The following is a 17,381-nucleotide window of genomic DNA, read 5'->3' on the forward strand; positions in this document are numbered from 1 at the left end:
TTGAATGCGCTTACTTCTTTTTCAGGTTGCGTTCGCTGCGCGCCTTGTCGATGACCTTGTCGGTCAGCGCCAGGAGATCAGCATGGGATTTGATTTCCTGCCCGACGACCAGATAGCGGCCGTCGACGACGAGCGCGGGTACGCCACGAAGCTTGGATGCCTGGGCCATCTGGTCGGCGCGCTTGACCTTGGTCATGACACCGAAGGAGTTGTAGGCATCGGAGAATTTTTTAGCATCAACCCCTTGCCCGGTAACCCATTCGAGGACGCTTTTATCGTCGATCAGTTTCAGCCCCTTTTCGTGGATGGCGTTAAACACGGCACCATCCAGCTTTTGCAGTTCGCCCATGGCTTCCAGTGCGTAATAGAGCTTGGCCATCAACTGATAGAAGGGGCTGTTGAAGCTGACCGGTACGCGCTTGAAGGCGACATCGGCCGGGAGTTTGGCTGCCCATTTGATGATGTACGGATTGAGGTCGCTGCAATGCGGGCAGGCGTAGGAGAAAAACTCGATAACCTCGATTTTGGCCGGATTGTCGGTTCCCTGCGCCGGGTCGATGACCGTGTAGTCCCGTCCGACGGCGAGTTGCGCCTGTACCGGCAAGGCGACCGAGAGCAGGGCGAAAGCGATGGCGGCAAGCCATCCGTTCAGGTGCTTTTTCATGATTGTTTCCTTAGTCCTTCTTGACTACGTTGGCTTCGACACCCTGCCTGGAGAGATCGGAGCGCATGTTATTCAATTCATCCATCTTCTTGAACGGCCCAAGGCGAACGCGATACCACACCTTTTCCTGCAGCATGACTTGCTGAACCGAGGCCTCAACACCCATTAACGCAAGTTTGGCTTTCTGGTTGTCAGCGTCACCGGCATTCTGGAAAGAACCCGTCTGCAAATAGACCGGCTCCTTGAGCGCGCTTTCCTTTTCCTTTTCGTTCTTGCCTTTGGCCGCGTCGGCCTGTTTGGGATCAGCCGGTTTCGGGTCGGGAATGGCATCGGCATTGCCGGGCAGTATCTTGTAGAAATCAAAGCGCGGCTTGTCGCCATTCTGCGGGATCGGATCACCCGGTTTGCCCGGCAGCGCCATCGGTGCCGGGGGCGTGCCCGGCTGCTGTCCGGCGACTGGAGGCGGTGTTGGCGAGGGCTGGCTCTTGTTGGTAAAAGGAGGGGGCGTTTTGTAGATGTACCAGACCACGCCCGCCGCACAAAGTACGCCCAGAACCAGGCCAAGGAAAAGGCCGACCAGCATGCCACCGCCGGTTTTTTTTCTGGTTGGCGCATTGCTCTGTCTGCGGGGTTTCATATCACGACTCATGACCGTCTCTCTGATTCATTGGTTCAATAATTACATCGATTGCGGGCAACTGACGCCGAGAATGGCCAAGCCATTGCGGATTACCTGCCGCACCGCAACCGCCAGCGCGATACGTGCATTCTTCAGCGCGGCATCTTCGACCAGCATGCGCTCCGCATTGTAGTAGCTGTGGAATTCTGCGGCCAGATCCTTCAGGTAGAAGGCGATCATGTGCGGCGCCAACTCCCTGGCAGCGGATTCGATGATTTCGGGGAACTCGTTCAGCTTGGCGGAAACCGCCAGTTCATGCGGGTTATCGAGCAGCGCCAGGTCAGCATTAATGAATGCAGCTTCGGTGCTCGCATCGCTGCCCGATTGCGCCAGCAGCGAACAGACGCGGGCGTGGGCGTACTGGATGTAATAGACCGGGTTTTCGTTGGTCTGGCTTTTTGCCAGGTCGAGGTCGAAGTCGAGATGCTGATCCGACTTGCGCAGCACATAGAAGAAGCGGCAGGCATCGTTGCCAACTTCCTCGCGCAGCGTGCGCAGCGTGACGAATTCGCCGGAGCGGGTGGACATCGAGGCCTTCTGGCCGTTGCGGTAAAGCACGGCAAATTGCACCAGCGCCACGTCGAGAACGTCCGGGTCAAGGCCAATCGCTGCCAAGGCACCTTTCACGCGCGGGATGTAGCCATGATGGTCGGCACCCCAGATGTTGATGATACGTTCGAAGCCGCGTTCGTATTTGTTCAGGTGGTAGGCGATGTCGGAAGCGAAATAGGTGTAGAGACCGTTGTCGCGCTGCACGACGCGATCCTTCTCGTCGCCAAAGGACGTGGACTTGAACCACTTGGCGCCGTTCTGGATGTACAGGTGGCCGGCCTTGTCGAGTTGCTCGACGCAGCGGGCAACGAGGCCGGTATCGAACAGCGATTTTTCCGAGAACCACACATCAAAATGAACGCCGAATTCTTCGAGATCACTGCGACCATCGCCGAGTTGCTCGGTCAGCACGTGGTTATGCACGTAGTTCCAGTCCTCGCCGAGCAGCGTCTTGGCATTGGCGATCAGCGCATCGAGATGCGTCTCGCGTTGCGCCTTGGCTTCATCGTCGGCACGCTCGGCGTCGGGCAGTCCGGGTGTGTCTTGGAGCACGGCAGCGGCCGGGCGAACGTACTTGCCATCATGGGCGATTTTCATCTGCTCGGCCATGTCGCGCACGTAATCGCCCTTGTAGCCATTCGGCGGGAAGCTGACGCCGCCATCCGCCCCGGCGTAGAGTTCCAGATAACGCAGCCAGGCCGAGAGGGCCAGAATGTCCATCTGCCGGCCGGCGTCATTCACATAATATTCGCGGGTTACATCCCAGCCGGAGTAAGCCAGCAGGTTTGAGAGGCTGGCGCCGTACGCCGCGCCACGGCCATGGCCGACGTGCAGCGGGCCGGTCGGGTTGGCCGAGACGAATTCGACTTGCAGCTTTTTCTTGCCACCCAGCGTCGAGCGGCCAAATGACTCGCCTTGATCGAGAATGCTGCGAATCACTTCCAGCTTGGCCGACGGCAGCAGGTGGAAGTTGATGAAGCCGGCACCGGCAATTTCGGTCTTGCCAACGAAGGGTGATTTCGGGATTTCGGAGAGCAGCAGCTGCGCCAGTTCGCGCGGATTCCGCTTCATCGGGCGCGCCAGTTGCATCGCCAGATTGCATGAGAAATCGCCATGCGAAGCCTGCTTCGGACGTTCCAGAATGATGGCGGTGTCCGCCTGATCCGGCACGACGCTTAACAGCGCAGCGCGCATCAAGTCGGTCAGATGGGTCTTGATATCGTGAGTCATCGTGGCGCTTTATCTTGTAAATAGGGCAAGGGGCCGATTATACGATGCCCGTCTGCATCAAGCATCGCCCTCTGACGGTATGAACAGGCTGAACAACTGTGCTTGCGTTGCGACGCCAAGCTTCTCCCTGATGTTGGCGCGGTGGAATTCAACGGTCTTGACACCGATGTGCAACTCGTCGGTGATCTGCCGTGTCTGCTTGCCCTCCAGAATCCGGTCCAGTACTTCGCGTTCGCGCTCGGAAAGTGTTGCCAGCCGGGTCGCCAGGTCAGCGGATATATCGTCATGCCGGTTGGCCTGTTTGCGCCGCTCCCCGTCCATGCGCAACGCGTTGAGCACGGACAATACCAGCCGCTCCTCCTCGTGCGGCTTCTCGATGAAATCGACGGCACCCTTCTTCAGCGCGCGTACCGCCATCGGAACATCGCCATGTCCGGTGAGAAACACGATCGGGATCGCAATTTTGCGCTTGTGCAATTCGTCCTGCAGATCCAGACCGCTCATGCCCGGCATGCGGATGTCGAGCACCAGGCAACCCGTCTGGCCCGGGCGTAGCGCCTTCAGGAAAGCGGCGGCGGAGCGGAAAGTCTCAACCTCCATCCCGGCCGACTGCAGCAGCATACCAAGGGCATCGCAAACGGCCGCATCGTCGTCGACGACAAAGACCGTGAGCCCGGTTTCACAAGCGTTCATCAATCGATCTCCGGGGGCAGGGTGAAGTGGAAGGTGCATCCTCCATCCGGGTTGGTGCTGTGCCATATGCGGCCACCGTGCGCTTCCAGGACGGAGCGGCAAATGGACAGCCCAAGGCCGAGGCCATGGGACTTGGTGCTGAATAAGGGCGTGTACAACCGTACGCTGATGGCTTCGGGAATCCCCTCACCCTGATCGGCAATCGATACGACGATGGCACCGTCTGCGGCCTTGGCCGTCGACACCCCTAGCCGCCGGCTGGATGGCGGTGATTTATCCATGGCATCGATGGCGTTCTGCACCAGATTCACGATGACCTGAATCAGCAGGGTCCGATCGGCATGGGTCATTGGTAGCCCCTCGGACAAAGACAACTCGGCAGTCACTGCGCTGTCCTCCAGTTGATTTTCCAGAAGTTCCAGCGATTCCCGCACCAGTGCATTGATATCAAAGTGGGTAGGACTGGGGCGCTTGCTGCGTATGAAGTCACGAACGCGACCGATGATTCTTCCGGCCCGCAGAGCCTGCTCGCGGCTGCGCTGCAGGGCGGTGACGACTTGTGCCTTGTCGAAAACGGGCGCTGCCAGCAGGCGAAGGCAAGCGTCGTTGTAACTCGCGATGGCCATCAGCGGCTGGTTGACTTCGTGGGCGAGTGAAGTGGCAATCTCGGCCAGTGCGGCCAGGCGGGCGGTCTGGTGCAGCATATCCTGGTGTTGCTGTTTCAAGGCTTTCGCACGTTTCTTTTCTGAAATATCGGTGATTACCTGGACGCTGACACTGCGGCTGGATTTCCACGGAATCGGAACCACCTGCACCTGGTACCAGCGGCCGCTCATCGGGTCGCGCACTTCGCGCGAAACGAATTCGGCGTCGATCAACTCCTTATGTTCGCCGAGCACGCTCTCGGTTGTGACTTCGCCAAGACCAAAGCGTTTGCCCAGATCTTCTGCGCTAAGAGTGCGAGGATCTGTGTCGATCATGCGCGCGAGACTGCGGTTGGCATAAAGGATTCGGCCGCTGTCCTGGTCGGCGACATAAACAGCGGCATGCAATTCCTCGAGAACACGCACGAAGCGCTCGTCGGCGCGGGTCAAGGCGAAACGCAGGCGCGCCAGCAGCAGAACGAAGGCGATGTCGATGACCACCATCGCCACGCCTTCCCAGTAAAAGAAAAAATCGCCTTTATACGGGTGTGTGGAGCCAAAGCTCACCAGCCAGAAAAGGCTGGATACGGCAACAATCGCTACGCCCGCCCGCAAACCTCCGGCCCACGTCGCAAGGGCAATCGGAACCAGGTAAAGGATGGCGAAGCGCAACTCGTAACCGGTAGCTTGGTCGAGCGTTGCGACCAGAGCCACCAGTACCAGGGCCAAACCCGAGGCGGCGACAGGGCTGTTGGTGGCCCAGCGGGTAAAGGCGGCCGCCCATGGCAGCGGCTGCTGTGGCGCTGCCCACAGCTTCACTTCGTGCGCCTCTGAGCGCACCCGTTACGCGAAAAAACTGAACCTTTCAACGCTTCATTCCTGTCGAATTTGAAGACCAGCCTGCACCTTAGCATGACCAGGCGGCGTGCATGAAGACTAGGGGCAACCCTAGTTCCTGCTGCGCTCAGGCCGCGTATGCTGCAACGACTCGAAAAAACCCCGAGTCCCAGCCATTTGTCATTAATGACGTTAAATCATAATCGATAGCCTGCTGACGCAGACGTCGTTGAAAGAAGGTGTAACTTGCTGGACCAGATACCAATCTTTTTGCAGGCACTCCTAGACCAGACCGGGGCGGTTAACTTTTCCCTTGGCAACCTGTTCATGATCATCATTGGCGTGATCATGATCTACCTGGCGATCTCCAAGCACTACGAGCCCTTGCTACTCGTCGGCATCGGGTTTTCCTGCATCGTGGCCAACGTGCCCGGGCCACCGGACGTTCCCGGTGGGCCCGCCATATCGGCGCTGCTCTATGCAGTGAAGGATGGCGGACTGTTCCACTATGCCTACATGGGTGTGGAAAAGCTCATCATCCCGCCGCTGATTTTCCTCGGTGTCGGAGCGATGACCAACTTCGGGCCGATGATCGCCAATCCCAAGCTGGTACTCCTCGGGGCGGGAGCGCATCTGGGCATTTTTGTAGCGCTGATTCTCGCCAAGATGCTCGGCTTCACGCTGAGTGAAGCGGGCGCCATCGGGCTCATCGGCGGCGCTGACGGGCCGATGGCGATTTTCGTCGCGGTCAAGCTGGCGCCGCATCTGCTCGGGCCAATCTCCGTCGCGGCCTACTCCTATATGGCGCTGATGCCGATGATCCAGCCGCCGGTGATGCGTTTGTTGACCACCAAGGCGGAACGTGAAATAGGCATGGCGGAATCACGCAAAGTGACCAAGCTGGAAAGAATCGCCTTCCCCCTCGTCATCGCCATTATCGTCAACCTGTTCTTTCCGCCGGTAGCCCCGCTGATCTCCATGCTCATGCTCGGTAATCTGCTCAAAGAGGTTGGTGTGACGGATCGTCTGTCGAAGACTGCGGCCGGCGGCTTGATGAACGTCATCATCATCATTTTGACCGTGGCCATTGGCTCCACCATGGCGGCCGAGAAATTCCTCACTTTCCAGACGCTCCAAATCGTCATACTCGGCCTGATCGCATTCCTCTTCGGTACCGGCTCCGGTGTGGTTACGGCAAAAATCATGAATCTGTTCCTCAAGGTAAAGATCAATCCGCTGATCGGGTCGGCCGGTATCGCTTCCGTCCCCATCGCGGCGCGCGTCGCGCATATCGAGGCGTACAAGGCGAATCCGAAAAATCTCCTGATTTACCATGCCATGGGACCCAATCTCGCCGGTGTTTTCGGAACGGCCATCTCGGGCGGTATTCTGCTCGCCCTGCTGGGAGCGAACTGAGCATGAAACACGTGATCCCCTGTTTCATTGCAGCGTCCATGGTGCCACCTGGTGCTCATTCTCTTGCTATAACCATTGAGGCGAGGCCGTCATGACCGCTCTTGTTCCGGATACGCTCCAGGGGGCGATAATTGTCAGCGTTATCGACTTCTTTCTCAGCTTCATCATTATTAGTGGCATCGGCGTCGTGCTGTCGTTTTTTCCGCTGCTCAATCGCGTGGCTTTGTTCTTGAAGCCAGCGCCTAAGGCCACGCACGACAAAAAAGTTGGCCACGCTGAAAAAGCCATCCCCGACAACAGACCCGACATGGTCGCCCTGGACGATATCGCCGCCATCGCGGCAGCAGTCTTTGTCGTCATGGATGGATCGCCGCATCGCATTATCAACATCCAGCCCTCGCAACGCAGCGCCTCGTGGGCAGCCGAAGGGCGGATTGCCCAGCACGGTTCGCACACGGTGCGCTAGAACATGGCTATGCCAGGAGTTTGAAGGAGCCGACCTCCATCATCATTGCCCCAGGCGCAGATCCCACTCCTGAACGATTGGACCGTGGTTTCCCTGGGTTGAAGGCAACATCCTTGATCGAGAGCAAGACTATCGACAAGGAGTGCTTCTTCGCCTGCAAATCCACGTTCAGCACACCCGTCGGGGTCATCGAAATTTCCACCGGAGCGGCTAGCGAGCATGTGGTTGTGTTGAATTGGCCGCCCGAATCGGCAGACGATTCCTTGTGAAAGCTGTCCCATTGCGCGATCAGGACACTGGCGGCTGGCGCTTCGCCGCTGAGAAATTCGGCTGAGATGGAGGAATTGTCGCGTTCGGTGACCGGCAGGTTGACCTTGACTGTCGCCCTGGAGGTCAGCCTGAGATTCGGACGACTCAGGGTTTCGGAAACAGCGATGCTGCCACTGTAGGTGCCAAGCTTGCTCGATTGCGCCTGCGCGCTTGAGATGTTGCAGGCGCAGATCAGAGCCGCGGTGGCGAGAGTGCAGACAGAAAATTTATCATTCAGGAAGTGGCCCGAGGCGAATTGCTAACGGTGAATGTAATGGCTGTAATGGCACATTTTCTGTTTCCTCAAAGGATTGGAAGTTCACCGGGCCCTTCGCAAGCAAGGCCGAAGCTGGGGGCCGCCGCCAATCTTCACCGATTTCGCGCCGGCATGCACCGCGATTTACAGAAAGCCCTTCCGGATTGCCCCCAGCTTTGGGCCGGAAAGTAGCCGCAATGTGCATAGGTGCGGCACTCAGAAACACCACGAAACTGTTCCAACGGAAAATAAAGAATGACTGCGTTTTCGATGAAAACACCTCTTTGTTCCACTCGCAATTCCGACACTCTGGAAAGACGCAATTCGGCTAGGAGGGGCCGTAGAGGTCTTCGAAAATCGATATGCATCAACGGCAGGTAACTCATCAGTTACCTGCCGTTCGACCTTATTGGCTGTCAGTCCGCTCGTCGGCCTGAACTGCCGTTGGCGCTCTGTGCTGACTAGGTCAGCTTTGCGGCCCTTAACTGCCGATCAGTCCAAAATTGACCGAGGAGCCGCATTTCGATACCGGGTTATGAACGGCGGCTCTGCTCAGTTACCTGCTATAGAGCGCCGAAGCTGCAATCGCCGCCCTGGGTGCGCCAGAAATGGGCACCCGGCGCCGAACCACCGACAAGCCCGACGCGCCGGATTGGCTCCGGATGTAAAGTGGCCATCTTTCCACGCACTCAAGCCGCTAAACCCCGATCTGAAATGCCCGCCGGTCGCTGTGAATTATTGCCCTGGATCGACGCTGCCCGTTGCACCGGATGCGGCTGGTGTGTGGCGGCTTGCCCGTTTCATCTGCTGAGCCTGGAACTGAAGGACTGGCGCAAGACCTCGGTGATCAGCGATCTGGACGCCTGCACCGGATGCAGGAAATGCGAGCCGAAGTGTCCCTTCAACGTGATCAGCATGGTCCATCGCGCCCCGCCAACCGCCGAATAGCCTGACGGGGTGACGAGGCGCGGCGTTGCCGCCGCTGCTGCTCAGGCCTGCGCAGCCGCCAGCACGGCATTCAGCGTCGGGCTCGGCCGCATCACGGTTTCGAGCTTGGCGAAATCGGGCAGGTAGTAGCCGCCAATGTCGACCGGCTTGCCCTGCACCGCTGCGAGTTCGGCCACGATGGTCTGCTCGTTGTCGGCGAGCGCTTTAGCCAGCGGGGCAAACCGGGCGGCCAGTGCGGCGTCTTCAGTCTGCGCGGCCAGTTCCTGAGCCCAGTACATCGCCAGGTAGAACTGGCTGCCGCGGTTGTCGAGCTGACCGGTCTTGGGCGAGGGATTCTTGTTGTTGTCCAGCAGCTTGCCGGTGGCGGCGTCCAGCGCACCGGCCAGGATCTTGGCCTTGTTGTTGCCGGTCTTGATGCCGAGGTCTTCCAGGCTCACAGCCAGCGCCAGGTACTCGCCCAGCGAATCCCAGCGCAAGTGGTTTTCCTCGACCAGTTGCTGCACGTGCTTGGGCGCCGAGCCGCCGGCACCCGTTTCGTACATGCCGCCACCCGCCATCAGCGGCACGATGGACAGCATCTTGGCGCTGGTGCCCAGTTCCATGATGGGGAACAGGTCGGTCAGGTAGTCGCGCAGGATGTTGCCGGTGGCGCTGATGGTGTCCAGGCCGCGGATCACGCGCTCCAGCGTGTAGCGCATGGCGCGCACCTGGCTCATGATCTGGATGTCCAGGCCGGCGGTGTTGTGCTCGTGCAGGTACATCTTGACCTTGGTGATCAGCTGCGCTTCGTGCGGGCGGTAGACATCGAGCCAGAACACGACCGGCATGCCGGAGTTGCGGGCCCGCGTGACGGCCAGCTTGACCCAGTCGCGGATGGCGGCGTCCTTGCACTGACACATGCGCCAGATGTCGCCGGCTTCCACGTCCTGGCTCAGCAGCACTTCGCCAGTGTCAATGTCAGTGATGTTGGCCACGCCGTCTTCGGTGATCTCGAAGGTCTTGTCGTGCGAGCCGTATTCCTCGGCCTGCTGCGCCATCAGGCCAACGTTGGGCACGGTGCCCATGGTCTTGGGATCAAAGGCGCCGTGCCACTTGCAGAAGTTGATGATCTCCTGGTAGATGCGGGCAAAGGTGCTCTCGGGCATCACGGCCTTGACGTCCTTCAGCCGGCCATCAGCCCCCCACATCTTGCCGCCATTGCGGATCATCGCGGGCATCGAAGCGTCCACGATGATGTCGTTGGGCGAATGGAAATTGGTGATGCCCTTGGCGGAGTCGACCATGGCCAGCTCGGGGCGGTACTCGTGGCAGGCGTGCAGGTCGCGCTTGATCTCGTCCTGCTTGCTCTGCGGCAGTGTGGCGATCTTGTCGTACAGGTTGGCCATGCCGTTGTTGACGTTCACGCCCAGTTCGTCGAACAGTGCGCCGTGCTTGGCGAAGGCGTCCTTGTAGAAGATTTTCACGCAGTGGCCGAACACGATGGGGTGCGAGACCTTCATCATCGTGGCCTTGACGTGCAGCGAGAACATCACGCCGGTCTTGTACGCGTCTTCAATTTCCTGCTCGTAGAAGTCGCACAGCGCCTTCTTGCTCATGTACATGCTGTCGATGACCTCGCGGTCCAGCAGCTTGGTGAGGGCTTTCAGCACGATGGTCTTGCCGCTTTTTGTGAGCAGTTCCATGCGCACGTCGCGGGCCTTGTCGAGCGTCATCGACTTTTCACCGTGATAGAAGTCGCCGCGGTGCATGTGCGAAACGTGCGAACGCGAAGCCTGGCTCCAGTCGGCCATGCTGTGCGGGTTCTTGCGGGCGTATTCCTTCACCGCACGAGGGGCGCGGCGGTCCGAGTTGCCTTCGCGCAGAACCGGGTTCACGGCCGATCCGATGCATCGGGCGTATCGCGCCCGGATGGCCTTTTCCTCGTCGGTCCTGGGCGCCTCGGGATAGTCGGGGATGGCGTAACCCTTGGACTGCAGCTCCTTGATGGCGCTGATCAGCTGGCCCTGGGAGGCGCTGATGTTGGGCAGCTTGATGATGTTGGCTTCGGGCTTGAAGGTCAACTGCCCCAGCTCGGCCAGGGTGTCGGGCACACGCTGCGCTTCACTCAGGCATTCGGGGAACATGCTCAGGATGCGCGCAGCCACCGAAATATCACTGGTGGTCACGTCGATGCCGGCCGGCGCGGTGAAGGTGCGGATGATGGGCAGGAAGGCGCTCGTTGCCAACAGCGGTGCCTCGTCGGTCAGGGTGTAGATGATGGTGGGTTTTTGCTCGCTCATCGCTTATCTCAATTGATTGAATGGTTATAGGGAACGCACCTGCTGCGCAACAGGAAAACGGTCGTGCGGGATGTTGGCTGAATTTTTTTCTGCGGTAAGTAAAGGAAATTCAACCACCTTCCCGGAAGTATCCATGCACCTTCCGTCTATCGTCAACTGTAATTTCCCGCCAGTTTTCCCGCCTGGTTCGTCAGATCTATCCTGAAATCCGTGTGTGTTGATGTGCGTATGGGTGTGTGTTCCGCCATCTGTTTCCGGCAGGCTTTCCCGCAAACCTTGTTCGATGCTGTGCAGCAAACGCAATCGACACATCTTTTACACCAACGGCCGCTGACCAACACATTGTAGCCGTTCGTGGCACCGCCCTCCAACGGCCGGATTGGCCGACGAGCTGCCCGACATTAAATATCTGTGACAGGCAGCTTTACCATCAGTTAGCTGCCATTGTGATTTCTGTGCGTCTGCTTCCCGCGTTTGCCTACTGAACGCAGATTGAACCAAGGTGAGAGATGGGGAAGAGAATCTGTATGATTTTCTAAAAGGGAAAGCACACAAGCCGAACTGCTGCGCGCCATCTTGCCATGCCATTGGCCGGTGCTTTATCCGCGCCGCCGTCTGGATTCGTTTATCATGACCGTTCTGCCCTGCCGGGCTTGCGACGACGCCATGCCCAAACTCTCCGAACGCGACGTTTGCACCCGATTCATCACGCCGGCCCTGGTTTCCGCAGGCTGGGACTTACCTACCCAGATCCGTGAGGAAGTCAGCTTCACCAAGGGCCGCGTCATCGTCAGAGGCAAGCTGCACAGCCGGGGCAAGGGCAAGCGCGCCGACTACATCCTGTACTTTCACCCCAACCAGCCTATCGCGCTGATCGAGGCCAAGGATGCCAACCACAGCGTCGGCGCCGGCATGCAACAGGGGCTGGACTACGGCGAGACGCTCGACATTCCCTTCGTCTTCTCCAGCAACGGTGACGGCTTCCTGTTTCATGACCGCACCGGCAACGCGGCGACGACCGAAACGGTGCTGACCCTCGCGCAATTCCCGTCGCCCGCCGAACTCTGGCAGCGCTACTGTGCCTTGAAGGGGCTGGTCGGCGACGCCGTCGCGACCATCGAGACGCCCTACTTCGACGATGGCTCAGACCGCGTGCCGCGCTATTACCAGGTGACCGCCGTCAATCGCACGGTCGAAGCCGTCGCCCGCGGACAGTCGCGCATCTTGCTGGTGATGGCTACCGGTACTGGCAAGACCTATACCGCCTTCCAGATTATCTGGCGCTTGTGGAAAGCCAGGATCAAGAAGCGCATCCTGTTCCTCGCCGACCGCAACATCCTCGTCGACCAGACGCGCACCAACGGCTTCAAGCCGTTCGGCCAGGCCATGACCAAGATCGGCAAGCGCCAGGCCAACAAGGCATTCGAGATCTACCTGTCGCTCTATCAGGCGTTCAACCGATCCCTACGCCAAGACCATCGTCTTCTGCGACGACATCGACCACGCCGAGCGCATGCGTCAGGCGCTGGTCAATCTCAATCCGCAGCGGGTCAAGGAGAACCGCAAGTACGTGATGCGGATTACTGGCGACGAGCAGGAGGGCAAGGCCGAGCTCGACAACTTCATCGACCCGGAGAGACGCTACCCGGTGATCGCCACCACCAGCAAGCTGATGACGACCGGCGTCGATGCCCAGACCTGCAAGCTCATCGTTCTCGACCAACGCATTCAATCGATGACCGAGTTCAAGCAGATCATCGGCCGTGGAACCCGCATCAACGAGGACTACGGCAAGTTCTGGTTCACCATCATGGACTTCAAGAAGGCGACTGAACTCTTTGCCGATCCGGCCTTCGACGGCGATCCGGTGCAGATCTATGAGCCCGGCCCGGACGACCCGGTCGTGCCACCCGACGAACCCGAGGATGTGGATGGTGAGCCGGTCGATGGCGAAGGCGGCGAAGGTGACGATGAAGAGCCGCCGCCAGTCTTCCCGCCCGACGTCGAGGGCGCCAAGCGCATCAAGTACGTGGTCGGCGGCGAAGTGACGGTGTATGTCGTCGCCGAGCGTATCCAGTACTACGGCCCGGACGGCAAGCTGATCACCGAATCGCTCAAGGACTACACGCGCAAGGCGGTGCATAAGGAGTTTGCCTCGCTCGACGACTTCCTGTGCCGCTGGAGCGCCACCGAGAAAAAACAGGTGCTGTTCGACGAGCTGGCCAACCAGGGCATCCTGCTCGAAGCGTTGGCTGAAGAGGTCGGCAAGAGGCTTGGCAAAGGCGCCGACAAGGTCTTTGACCCCTTCGACCTGATCTGCCACGTCGCCTTCGACCGCCCCGCGCTGTCGCGCCAGGAGCGCGCCGACCAGGTCAAAAAGCGCGACGTATTCGCCCGCTATGGCGATCAGGCCCGTCCCGTGCTGGATGCGCTGCTCGACAAGTACGCGGACTCTGGTATCGAGAGCATCGAAGATATTAAAATCCTGACCCTCGACCCTTTCTCGCGCCTCGGTACCGCGCCTGAACTGATCAACTCCTTCGGCGGCAAACCGGCCTATCTCAAGGCGGTGCAGGAGCTGGAACAACAACTCTATGGATGAAATTCGGCCCAATCCGCCTCACCCCAAGACCGTCATTCCGGCGAACGCAGGAATCCAGGTTTTTGGATCGCCGACTGGGTCCCGGCTTTCGCCGGGACGACGATATTCAATGGCCGGGTTAATCAATGAAACAACCGTGCGTCTATCTGCTCGCCAGCCGCAGGAACGGAACGCTCTACGTCGGCGTCAGCTCCAATCTCGTGCAGCGTATCTGGCAACACAAGAATGATCTGGGAGAAGGTTTTTCCTAGAAGTACGGTGTTCACACCCTGGTCTGGTTCGAGCAGCACGTGACGATGGAGTCAGCCATCACGCGGGAAAAGGCGATCAAGGAATGGCGCCGCGCCTGGAAGCTTGAATTGATCGAGGCAACAAACCCGGAGTGGCGAGACCTGTACGATGAAATTGTCTGAAGCGCCTGATCTGATAGCCTGTCATCTTGAAACGAATAGATTCACAAACCCCGTCATTCCGGGCTTGACCCGGAATCCAGTTCGTCTATCAAAAAAAGGTCTTTCAACATCATGATCAGATGTACGAATCTGGGTCCCGGCTTTCGCCGGGACGACGACGGACCTGAGTCTCACCGCCTGTCGTTCCGGCGAACGAACGTCACCCCGGAATCCAGTAAGCACGGTAAATCCTGACCCTTTACGAAAAGACCTCATGTCCATCAGCTCCACCATCAAATCAATCCAGGACATCATGCGCAAGGATGTCGGCGTCGATGGCGACGCGCAGCGCATCGGCCAGCTGGTCTGGATGTTCTTCCTCAAGATCTACGACGACAAGGAAACTGAGTACGAGCTGCTGGCTGACGACTATCGCTCGCCGATTCCCGACGCGTTGCGCTGGCGCAACTGGGCGGCCGACCAGGAGGGTATGACCGGTGATGAACTGCTCGACTTCGTCAATAACCAGCTCTTCCCGACCCTGAAAGACCTGCAGCCGGCTGGCGGCGACAAGCGCGGCTACGTCATCCGTGGCGTCTTCGAGGACGCCTACAACTACATGAAATCCGGCCATCTGATGCGGCAGGTGATCAACAAGATCGTCGACGGGCTCGACTTCAACAAGGCGCAGGACCGCCACCTGTTCGGCGACCTCTACGAGCAGATCCTGCGCGACCTGCAGAACGCCGGCAACGCGGGTGAGTACTACACGCCACGGCCGGTCACGCAGTTCATGGTCGATATGGTCGCGCCGCAACTCGGCGAAAAGATCCTCGACCCGGCCTGTGGCACCGGCGGCTTCCTGACCTGTGCCATCGAAACCGTGCGCAAACAACAGGTCAAGACCGTCGATCAGGAGCAGCTGTTGCAGGATTCGATCTTCGGCGTTGAGAAGAAACCGCTGCCACACCTGCTGTGCACCACCAACATGATCCTGCACGGCATCGACGTGCCGACTAACGTGCGCCACGACAACACCCTGTCGCGTCCGCTGCGCGACTATGGCCCACGCGACCGTGTCGACGTCATCCTGACCAATCCGCCGTTCGGCGGCATGGAGGAGGACGGCATCGAGAACAACTTCCCGGCGACCTTCCGCACCCGCGAAACCGCCGACCTGTTCCTGGTGCTGATCATGCACCTCCTGAAGGATGGCGGCCGCGCCGCGGTAGTGCTGCCCGACGGCACGCTGTTCGGCGAGGGCATCAAGACGCGCATCAATGAACAACTGCTCGAAACCTGCAACCTGCACACCATCGTTCGTCTGTCCAACGGCGTCTTTGCCCCCTACACCGGCATCAAGACCAATCTGCTCTTCTTCACCAAAGGCCAGCCAACAAGGGACGTGTGGTTCTACGAGCATCCCTACCCGGCGGGTGTCAAGAACTACAACAAGACCAAGCCGATGCGCATCGAGGAATTCGAGGTCGAAAAGGCGTGGTGGGGCGGTGTGGAAAGAAGCGACCGCGTCGAGAACGAGTATGCCTGGAAGGTCAGCGCCGACGACATCAAGGGGCGTAACTACAACCTCGACATCAAGAACCCGCACAGCCCGGATCTGGTCGTCCACGACCCGGATGTGCTGCTCGCCGACTACGCCCGGCTTCAAGAGCGCATCGCCGAGACGCGCAACCAGCTCAAGGCCGTGCTGGCGGCCGCGCTGAGTAGCGACTGACGCATTCCCGGAAAGGACTTCGCCATGCCCATCATCAGCCGATTTCTGGGAATTGTGATAAGCATGTTCTGGAATGATCACGCCCCACCGTATTTCCATGCCAAATATAGCGAATACGAAATCACGGTGAATATTCACGACGGTATTGTCGAAGGAAAATTCCCTAAGCGTGCACTGCGACATGTACTCGAATGGTACGGTCTGCACCAGGAAGAGCTGCTGAAGGACTGGGAACTATGCCGCCAATCGCAATTACCAACGCCCATTGAACCGCTGGAGTAAAGCCATGTTCCTGCACATCAAGGAAGCCCGCTATCTGGGCGACTACAAAGTTGCCGTGACCTTCAACGACGGCAAAGCGGGCATTGCCGACCTCGCCGAGGCCCTGCAAGGCGGTGGCGTATTCGAGGCGCTCAAGGACAAGAGCGAATTCGCCAGGCTGACGGTCGATGCCGAGCTCGAAACCATCGCCTGGCCGAATGGCGCAGATCTGGCGCCGGAATTCGTTTACTTCCAGGCCTTCAAGAGCGATCCACAACTCCAGCAGCAATTCAAGACCTGGGGCTATGCGGGATGAGCGCCCGCCTGCCCGAGCATCTCGACCTGATCGTCTCTGCACCGAATGGCATCAAGAAGCTGCGCGGGCTGATCCTGGAGCTGGCGGTGCGCGGCAAGCTGGTGTCGCAGGATGCGGAGGATGAACCAGCGAGCGAATTGCTGAAGCGGATTGTTTTAAAAAGGTCCGGCCATAAATCGAAACCAATCGTTTCATTAAACGATGGTGTGCGTCCTTTTGACGTGCCTGATAGTTGGCAGTGGAGGCGTTTTGAGTCTGTTTTTTCGCTTGAATACGGAGGCAACCTGCCCGCCCCGAAACGAAGTAATTCAGGTGGCTACGCAACGAAGATCGTCACCTAACCGAGTTCGGCGGCAACCCCAATTTGCTGTGGAACATGAAGTCCGGGCAACTGGCGGTGATCGACCATAACCAGGCCTTTGATCGCAATTTCAATGCAGCGCATTTTTTCGATTCCCACGTCTTCGCGAGCTACTGGAGCCGAGTCTTTGACGATCATGCCGAACGAGAGCGCTATCAAGCCAGGATGAATGCCGTGCTTTCAAAGCTTGACGACATCCGTGTTAGCGCCCCCGATTCTTGGTGGCATTTCGCAGAGGGTGTCCCAGCCGATGTGACTTGGGACGAAATTGTTCCTTGCCTGGAACGTTGCCACCGGGAAGATTTCTGGAATACACCATGAAAAAGTTTGCCTGCCAATATGCCCTGCTCCGCTTCCGCCCGTTTGTTGAAACGTGCGAGTTCGCCAACGTGGGCATCGTCCTGATGGCGCCTGATGCACGCTTTTTCGGCTTCCGCCTGCTCAAGCAGTATGGCCGCATCACGCAGTTTTTTCACCAGATTGATCGTAAGATTTATCTGGATGGTCGTGACCTGTTCAAGGAAGAACTGGAACGCTTTGCCGGTGATTTACGGCGCCTGGCGCTCGATGGCAGGAAGACGCAGCCCGACCTGGCGCTGGCCCGCAACCTGTTTGCTGAACTGGTTCGTCCGCGCGAGGCGATGCTGCAGTTTGCCGATCAGCGGATTGCGCTGGCCGATGATCCTAAGGTCAGATTTCTTCTGTTAGGACCCAATTGGTTTGGCACTTTTCACACCAGCG

18 protein-coding genes and 1 pseudogene are annotated in these 17,381 nt (G+C 58.8%); 12 read left to right on the forward strand and 7 right to left on the reverse strand.

Translation table 11 applies throughout. The features are described 5' to 3' along the window. Positions 1 to 10 precede the first annotated feature (10 nt). Genes ACOYNV_RS09345 through ACOYNV_RS09365 form a run of 5 tightly spaced genes read right to left on the reverse strand, consistent with a single transcriptional unit; the run spans position 11 to position 5,281 of the window. Complete coding sequence (locus ACOYNV_RS09345) at positions 11 to 664, reverse strand: thiol:disulfide interchange protein DsbA/DsbL (protein WP_422899495.1); 654 nt, start codon at positions 662 to 664, stop codon at positions 11 to 13. A gap of 10 nt (positions 665 to 674) precedes the next feature. Beyond that, on the reverse strand, positions 675 to 1,301 hold the full coding sequence (locus ACOYNV_RS09350; RefSeq protein ID WP_422899496.1) for an SPOR domain-containing protein: 627 nt from the start codon (positions 1,299 to 1,301) through the stop codon (positions 675 to 677). Between the two features lie 42 nt (positions 1,302 to 1,343). Continuing rightward, positions 1,344 to 3,125 (reverse strand): arginine--tRNA ligase, encoded by a 1,782-nt coding sequence (gene argS, locus ACOYNV_RS09355; protein WP_422899497.1) that lies wholly within the window; start codon positions 3,123 to 3,125, stop codon positions 1,344 to 1,346. A 57-nt stretch (positions 3,126 to 3,182) separates the two neighbouring features. Continuing rightward, complete coding sequence (locus ACOYNV_RS09360) at positions 3,183 to 3,818, reverse strand: response regulator transcription factor (RefSeq protein ID WP_422899498.1); 636 nt, start codon at positions 3,816 to 3,818, stop codon at positions 3,183 to 3,185. Next, on the reverse strand, positions 3,818 to 5,281 hold the full coding sequence (locus ACOYNV_RS09365; protein ID WP_422899499.1) for a sensor histidine kinase: 1,464 nt from the start codon (positions 5,279 to 5,281) through the stop codon (positions 3,818 to 3,820). Before ACOYNV_RS09365 ends, ACOYNV_RS09360 begins: the two co-directional genes overlap by 1 nt. Before the next feature lie 264 nt (positions 5,282 to 5,545). On the opposite strand from ACOYNV_RS09365, the gene ACOYNV_RS09370 reads away from it, so the two are divergent. The 4 genes from ACOYNV_RS09370 (at position 5,546) to ACOYNV_RS09385 (ending at position 8,694) form a co-directional block, all read left to right on the forward strand. Then, positions 5,546 to 6,715, forward strand: coding sequence for a sodium ion-translocating decarboxylase subunit beta (locus ACOYNV_RS09370; protein ID WP_422899500.1), 1,170 nt, complete (start codon positions 5,546 to 5,548; stop codon positions 6,713 to 6,715). Positions 6,716 to 6,806: 91 nt separating this feature from the next. Further along, on the forward strand, positions 6,807 to 7,181 hold the full coding sequence (locus ACOYNV_RS09375; RefSeq protein ID WP_422899501.1) for a hypothetical protein: 375 nt from the start codon (positions 6,807 to 6,809) through the stop codon (positions 7,179 to 7,181). Positions 7,182 to 7,294: 113 nt separating this feature from the next. After that, complete coding sequence (locus ACOYNV_RS09380) at positions 7,295 to 7,450, forward strand: hypothetical protein (protein ID WP_422899502.1); 156 nt, start codon at positions 7,295 to 7,297, stop codon at positions 7,448 to 7,450. A gap of 1,010 nt (positions 7,451 to 8,460) precedes the next feature. Then, a complete protein-coding gene (locus ACOYNV_RS09385) occupies positions 8,461 to 8,694 on the forward strand; it encodes an ATP-binding protein (protein WP_422899503.1) in 234 nt (77 codons plus the stop codon). 41 nt (positions 8,695 to 8,735) lie between these two features. Here ACOYNV_RS09385 and ACOYNV_RS09390 read toward each other — a convergent pair whose 3' ends face one another. Then, positions 8,736 to 10,973 carry an NADP-dependent isocitrate dehydrogenase gene (locus tag ACOYNV_RS09390; protein WP_422899504.1) on the reverse strand — a complete coding sequence of 746 codons (2,238 nt, stop codon included), beginning with the start codon at positions 10,971 to 10,973 and terminating at the stop codon, positions 8,736 to 8,738. A gap of 24 nt (positions 10,974 to 10,997) precedes the next feature. Next, positions 10,998 to 11,276, reverse strand: a complete 279-nt coding sequence (locus tag ACOYNV_RS09395) for a hypothetical protein (RefSeq protein ID WP_422899505.1) — start codon at positions 11,274 to 11,276, stop codon at positions 10,998 to 11,000. 363 nt (positions 11,277 to 11,639) lie between these two features. On the opposite strand from ACOYNV_RS09395, the pseudogene ACOYNV_RS09400 reads away from it, so the two are divergent. From ACOYNV_RS09400 to ACOYNV_RS09435, 8 genes and pseudogenes are all read left to right on the forward strand, one after another. Beyond that, a pseudogene (locus tag ACOYNV_RS09400) lies at positions 11,640 to 13,575 on the forward strand (type I restriction-modification enzyme R subunit C-terminal domain-containing protein). A 125-nt stretch (positions 13,576 to 13,700) separates the two neighbouring features. Continuing rightward, complete coding sequence (locus ACOYNV_RS09405) at positions 13,701 to 13,826, forward strand: GIY-YIG nuclease family protein (RefSeq protein WP_422899506.1); 126 nt, start codon at positions 13,701 to 13,703, stop codon at positions 13,824 to 13,826. 415 nt (positions 13,827 to 14,241) lie between these two features. Then, the gene (locus tag ACOYNV_RS09410; protein WP_422899507.1) at positions 14,242 to 15,702 is read left to right on the forward strand and encodes an N-6 DNA methylase; all 1,461 of its coding nucleotides are present in this window, start codon (positions 14,242 to 14,244) and stop codon (positions 15,700 to 15,702) included. A gap of 24 nt (positions 15,703 to 15,726) precedes the next feature. Further along, positions 15,727 to 15,984 carry a DUF4160 domain-containing protein gene (locus tag ACOYNV_RS09415; protein WP_422899508.1) on the forward strand — a complete coding sequence of 86 codons (258 nt, stop codon included), beginning with the start codon at positions 15,727 to 15,729 and terminating at the stop codon, positions 15,982 to 15,984. A gap of 4 nt (positions 15,985 to 15,988) precedes the next feature. Continuing rightward, positions 15,989 to 16,279 carry a DUF2442 domain-containing protein gene (locus tag ACOYNV_RS09420; RefSeq protein ID WP_422899509.1) on the forward strand — a complete coding sequence of 97 codons (291 nt, stop codon included), beginning with the start codon at positions 15,989 to 15,991 and terminating at the stop codon, positions 16,277 to 16,279. Further along, positions 16,276 to 16,620 carry a hypothetical protein gene (locus tag ACOYNV_RS09425; RefSeq protein ID WP_422899510.1) on the forward strand — a complete coding sequence of 115 codons (345 nt, stop codon included), beginning with the start codon at positions 16,276 to 16,278 and terminating at the stop codon, positions 16,618 to 16,620. Before ACOYNV_RS09420 ends, ACOYNV_RS09425 begins: the two co-directional genes overlap by 4 nt. A gap of 23 nt (positions 16,621 to 16,643) precedes the next feature. After that, positions 16,644 to 16,961, forward strand: a complete 318-nt coding sequence (locus tag ACOYNV_RS09430; protein ID WP_422899511.1) for a HipA family kinase — start codon at positions 16,644 to 16,646, stop codon at positions 16,959 to 16,961. Beyond that, positions 16,958 to 17,381: DUF3037 domain-containing protein (locus tag ACOYNV_RS09435; protein ID WP_422899512.1), on the forward strand; the 424-nt coding region annotated here is incomplete at its 3' end. The genes ACOYNV_RS09430 and ACOYNV_RS09435, both read left to right, overlap by 4 nt.

Source organism: Propionivibrio sp. (assembly GCF_049316945.1).
GTDB lineage: Bacteria > Pseudomonadota > Gammaproteobacteria > Burkholderiales > Rhodocyclaceae > Propionivibrio.